At 58.1% G+C, this 1,838-nt stretch carries 1 rRNA gene; it reads left to right on the top strand.

Going from position 1 to position 1,838, the window contains the following annotated elements:
• The first annotated feature begins 125 nt into the window (after positions 1 to 125).
• A 16S ribosomal RNA gene (locus LV457_RS19955) occupies positions 126 to 1,646 on the top strand.
• Positions 1,647 to 1,838: the final 192 nt, after the last annotated feature.

Genomic DNA, 1,838 nt, shown 5'->3' with positions numbered 1-1,838 from the left:
TTTTTGGCTGCACCCTGTTTTCCCGTTTGTGGGTGTGGTTGTTTTTGTCAGCCTGTTGGTTGATGTTTGTCAGGTTTCTCTGATTGGCCTGGTCCTGTCCCCTTTGTTGGGGGTGGGTTTGGTTTTGTTTGGAGAGTTTGATCCTGGCTCAGGACGAACGCTGGCGGCGTGCTTAACACATGCAAGTCGAACGGAAAGGCCCTTCGGGGTGCTCGAGTGGCGAACGGGTGAGTAACACGTGGGTGATCTGCCCTGCACTTTGGGATAAGCCTGGGAAACTGGGTCTAATACCGAATATTCCTCATGGGCTGCATGGTTTGTGGGGGAAAGCTTTTGCGGTGTGGGATGGGCCCGCGGCCTATCAGCTTGTTGGTGGGGTGATGGCCTACCAAGGCGACGACGGGTAGCCGGCCTGAGAGGGTGTCCGGCCACACTGGGACTGAGATACGGCCCAGACTCCTACGGGAGGCAGCAGTGGGGAATATTGCACAATGGGCGCAAGCCTGATGCAGCGACGCCGCGTGGGGGATGACGGCCTTCGGGTTGTAAACCTCTTTCACCAGGGACGAAGCGCAAGTGACGGTACCTGGAGAAGAAGCACCGGCCAACTACGTGCCAGCAGCCGCGGTAATACGTAGGGTGCGAGCGTTGTCCGGAATTACTGGGCGTAAAGAGCTCGTAGGTGGTTTGTCGCGTTGTTCGTGAAAACTCACAGCTTAACTGTGGGCGTGCGGGCGATACGGGCAGACTGGAGTACTGCAGGGGAGACTGGAATTCCTGGTGTAGCGGTGGAATGCGCAGATATCAGGAGGAACACCGGTGGCGAAGGCGGGTCTCTGGGCAGTAACTGACGCTGAGGAGCGAAAGCGTGGGGAGCGAACAGGATTAGATACCCTGGTAGTCCACGCCGTAAACGGTGGGTACTAGGTGTGGGTTTCCTTCCTTGGGATCCGTGCCGTAGCTAACGCATTAAGTACCCCGCCTGGGGAGTACGGCCGCAAGGCTAAAACTCAAAGGAATTGACGGGGGCCCGCACAAGCGGCGGAGCATGTGGATTAATTCGATGCAACGCGAAGAACCTTACCTGGGTTTGACATGCACAGGACGCGTCTAGAGATAGGCGTTCCCTTGTGGCCTGTGTGCAGGTGGTGCATGGCTGTCGTCAGCTCGTGTCGTGAGATGTTGGGTTAAGTCCCGCAACGAGCGCAACCCTTGTCTCATGTTGCCAGCACGTGATGGTGGGGACTCGTGAGAGACTGCCGGGGTCAACTCGGAGGAAGGTGGGGATGACGTCAAGTCATCATGCCCCTTATGTCCAGGGCTTCACACATGCTACAATGGCCGGTACAAAGGGCTGCGATGCCGTGAGGTGGAGCGAATCCTTTCAAAGCCGGTCTCAGTTCGGATCGGGGTCTGCAACTCGACCCCGTGAAGTCGGAGTCGCTAGTAATCGCAGATCAGCAACGCTGCGGTGAATACGTTCCCGGGCCTTGTACACACCGCCCGTCACGTCATGAAAGTCGGTAACACCCGAAGCCAGTGGCCTAACCCCTTGTGGGAGGGAGCTGTCGAAGGTGGGATCGGCGATTGGGACGAAGTCGTAACAAGGTAGCCGTACCGGAAGGTGCGGCTGGATCACCTCCTTTCTAAGGAGCACCACGAGATCCCGGCCCGCCTCTGCAATTGTGCGGGGGGTCGAGTGTCGGGACGATTCTGTGGATGGCGCCTGCCTGTAGTGGGTGGGTGTCTGGTGCATAGCAACGAACGCTGGTCCGGCCGGGATACGTCGGACCGAAAGGAACTGCCAGGCACACTATTGGGCCCTGAGACAACAGGCT

It is taken from the genome of Mycobacterium sp. MYCO198283, from assembly GCF_021213805.1.
Lineage (GTDB): Bacteria > Actinomycetota > Actinomycetes > Mycobacteriales > Mycobacteriaceae > Mycobacterium.
The sequence above is the reverse complement of the archived record's forward strand: the minus strand, read 5'-3'. Positions and strand labels throughout refer to the sequence as shown.